3 protein-coding genes are annotated in these 3,616 nt (G+C 38.4%); 1 reads left to right on the forward strand and 2 read right to left on the reverse strand.

The genetic code is table 11. The features are described from left to right. Positions 1 to 535 (forward strand): SIMPL domain-containing protein (locus RLO81_RS20040; RefSeq protein ID WP_350116133.1); only part of this gene is annotated, 535 nt, incomplete at its 5' end. 113 nt (positions 536 to 648) lie between these two features. Here the strand turns inward: RLO81_RS20040 and RLO81_RS20045 are convergent. Beyond that, complete coding sequence (locus RLO81_RS20045) at positions 649 to 3,315, reverse strand: ABC transporter permease (protein WP_350116136.1); 2,667 nt, start codon at positions 3,313 to 3,315, stop codon at positions 649 to 651. Then, positions 3,312 to 3,616 (reverse strand): PadR family transcriptional regulator (locus RLO81_RS20050; protein ID WP_350116139.1); only part of this gene is annotated, 305 nt, incomplete at its 5' end. The genes RLO81_RS20050 and RLO81_RS20045, both read right to left, overlap by 4 nt.

Genomic DNA, 3,616 nt, shown 5'->3' on the forward strand with positions numbered 1-3,616 from the left:
AGAATATAAAAGCGGGTTGAAGAAGGTAGATATCAATACGCTTGAAGCAGGTTTAGTGAAAGCTGTTAAGCAGTTGAACCTCGGTGAAAACAATTTAACTGTTGATAACATTTACGGCTATAACTGGGATTGGAAAAAGCGTAAATCTGATGAATTTTTAGCCACGAAGAGCTTTAAATTGAAGGTAAACAACTTGAAGATGTTGAATGATCTAATTGAAAAGCTTGATGCTGATGGTGTGAACAGCATTAACATTGCAGAAGTAAGCCATTCTAAGATTGAAGAGTTTAAAATGAAATTAAAGATTGAAGCCCTTAAAAATGCCAAGACCAAAGCAACATCATTATTAAATTCTATTGATGAAGAAATTGGTGGGGCTATAGAAATTCAGGAAATAGATTATGGCAATCAACCCGTATATGCCAGAAACTCTATGATGATGGAAGCTAAAATGGAGGGTGACTATCAGTCGGATTTAGAATATAAAAATATTACCATATCAGCTGAAATTAGGGCTGTTTTCGAGATTAAGTAAACATCTCCTAAAAGAGAGTCATTCCAACGAAGGAAGAATCCTACTAATTAGTGTATTGAATTTATCTTAGTAAGGTCCTTCCTTCGTCAGGATGACTTTTAAATTATAGGTAACTATTCCACCCTCAATGTTTCTACGGGGTTCACCATTGCTGCCTTCAAAGTATGATAGCTAATAACAAATAGAGCAATAACAATCGATAAAATTCCGCTGATTAAAAAAGTGCCTATTCCAATTTCAATTCGAAACGCAAAATCACTCAGCCAGGTACTCATTAGCCAATAAGTAATAGGTATTGAAAGTACGATACCAGCTACTAACTGAGGGATAAAGCCCTTTGCTAGCGTGCCGAATAATGAAATTAGTGATGCCCCAACAATTTTACGAATGCCTATCTCTTTTATACGGCTATTCGATACTAAAATGGTTAACCCCAAAAGGCCCAAGCTCGCAATAATAATGGCCAGCCCAGTTGAAACAAGAACTAATCGGTTCATTTGTATTTCGCTTTCGTACATGGCCTGCATGTTATCTTCTACAAAGGAGAAATTTAACTCCTCCTCAGGAAATGTAGCTTTCCACTCCTTCTCCAAAACACCTTTCACATTGGCCAGACTAGCACCCTTATATCTGAATATTAATTTGGGAACCGGGGAATCATTAAAGTTGTGGTCACTAATAGCTGCATATAGTGGTTCTATATTTTGTGTAATCACCAGTGGTTCAACTTCGGTATGTAAAGACGAATAATTGAAATTTTCAGTTACTCCAATGATTATATGATCACCAAATTTGCTTCCAGGAAGCCTGTTACCCACCGGATTTTCAATGCCCAAATAATCGACAGCAGCTTTGTTGAGTATCATAGCCTGCCGCTTATCTGCATCACTGTTCTTTTCAAAATTTCTACCTTCAATTAAAGGTATTTTAAATGTGTTTAAGTAATTATCATCTACAGCAACAAATCTGAGCTGCCGGAATGTGCCATCGTCTGCCGTATAACCAACCTGTCCCCAACCCTGACTTCCAAACACATGCGACCCCATACTGACATCCGTAATGGAGCTATATGTCTCAAGTTTCGACTTCAACATCGTTCCCTTTTCCATAGCTGTGCTAATTAATTCAGAAATTCTTCTTGCGTTAGGGTCGGCATAAAGCGGCACAGCTACTGTTGCTTCATAATTGTAACCAACATCTTTGGTTTGCATATAGTTGAGCTGCCGGCTCATTATTAAGGTTGATGATATCAAAAAAACAGTAACAACAAACTGGAATATTACCATGCTGTTTCTTAAAAAACTGTTTCGCTTTACTTTTTCATTACCCTTTAGCGAGGTAATGGTATTAAGCCTGGATAAAATCAGGGCCGGATAAAAGCCGGAGGCCAATCCAACAAAGGCAATCAGACTCAGGTAAACGAGAATATGCCAAAACTCAAATTGCCAAATCACATCAGCACCTGTTAATTTATTGAAAAATGGCAGTAAGGCGTAGGTTAAAACTAACCCTATAATTACAGCCAACGCGGATATAATGAGGCTTTCTGTGAGATATTGATTCACTAATGAATTCTTGGCAGCCCCCATTACTTTTCTCACCCCAACTTCTTTGCTTCGTTTGATGGATTGCCCGATTGAAAGTGTAGTGTAGTTAATCAACGCTACAACTAAAACAACCAGGCCAATGGCAGCCAAAATATACACATAGGTTGGATTGCCTACAGGTGCAATTCCTGCAGGAATTTCAGGGTTTAGATGGATATCTGTGAGCGGCTGAAAGCCAATGTTGTATACACCGTCATCCACTTCCTCTTTGAGATAGCTCATGATTACTTCAGGCAGTGCTGCTTCAACTGAGGCAATGGTATTTTGTTCCCTTACAAGAACATACGTTTCGGGTGTCACGGAAAACCAGGCATCCATTTGATTTTGACCAAATAATTCCACGTTAATTAGACCCGAGAGTGCAATATCAAATTGTATACTTGACTCTTGAGGCATGTCGGCTATTATAGCGGCAACGGTGAAATCCCGAAACTCCTCACCAATTTGAATTGGTAGCACTTTACCAATCGGGTCATCCAGTCCGAAATATTTCTGAGCCATGGACTCGGATAAAATTACCTGGGATTTATCTTCAAGCGGCTTTTCTTTATTACCACGTACAATGGTAAAGTCAAACACTTCGAAGAATTCAGGACTTATGGCTGCTGCATTTTCGTTGAATCTGTTGTTTACCTCGCCCATCAAAAGGTTTATGCGATTGATCTGAACCACATGCTCAAATTCCTCAAAATTTTCCTCTAATACTGGTTTGAAAATAAATGGTGTTACCGAATTGAAGAATACCTTGTCTTCGCCATAAACTTCCTTTACCCAAGCACGATAAATTCGATCTTTCTTAGAATGAAATTGATCATAGCTAAGCTCCTGTTTTACAAAAAAACCAAGCAATAGAAAACAGGTAATGCCTATGGCCAGACCACTAAGATTCAGGAATGTGTTCAGTTTATTTCGGCCTAATACACGAAATGCTACTTTTAAATTGTTTTTAGTCATCATAAATTTTGAGTTTTTGTTGTTGTCTATTGATATAGTTGACAAGCGAAATGACCTAATCACATGCCAACAGAAAATTATGTTTGCAAGGAATACACCCTTATGATTTGCATGTTCATTATAGAGTTCATGTAAATCTCCCTGAATATCTTCCAGTAAAAGTGGGTTACAATACCACTCCAAAAAGCGATCGGCCCAGATAGGAGGCTGATGTTTCATAACCTAAGGCCGATAAAAGAAAGTTTTGGGATTTTGTTGTACATGGCTGAGCGTATCTCCATTATTTCATCCAAGGTTTCACGACCAGTATTGGTAAGGGTAAAGTATTTCTTTCTCCTACCTCCTCTTTCCTTGGTGGCTCCACCCATAATTGATTTTACAAAACCTTTATCTTCCAATCTTCGAAGTACCGAATGTATGGCGGTAACATCAGCATTTCGGTTAGCCTCTTCCTGCAATAGTTTTAATATAGGTATGGCATAGGCATCTTCGCCCAAACCACCTACAGCAAGTAAAACAA

The sequence above is a fragment of the Fulvivirga sp. genome (genome assembly GCF_040220315.1).
GTDB lineage: Bacteria > Bacteroidota > Bacteroidia > Cytophagales > Cyclobacteriaceae > Fulvivirga.

Bases quoted from the DNA above. Each gene is read 5' to 3' on its own strand.
- RLO81_RS20045 (WP_350116136.1), bottom strand. From the start codon at position 3,315: ATGAAACATCAGCCTCCTATCTGGGCCGATCGCTTTTTGGAGTGGTAT.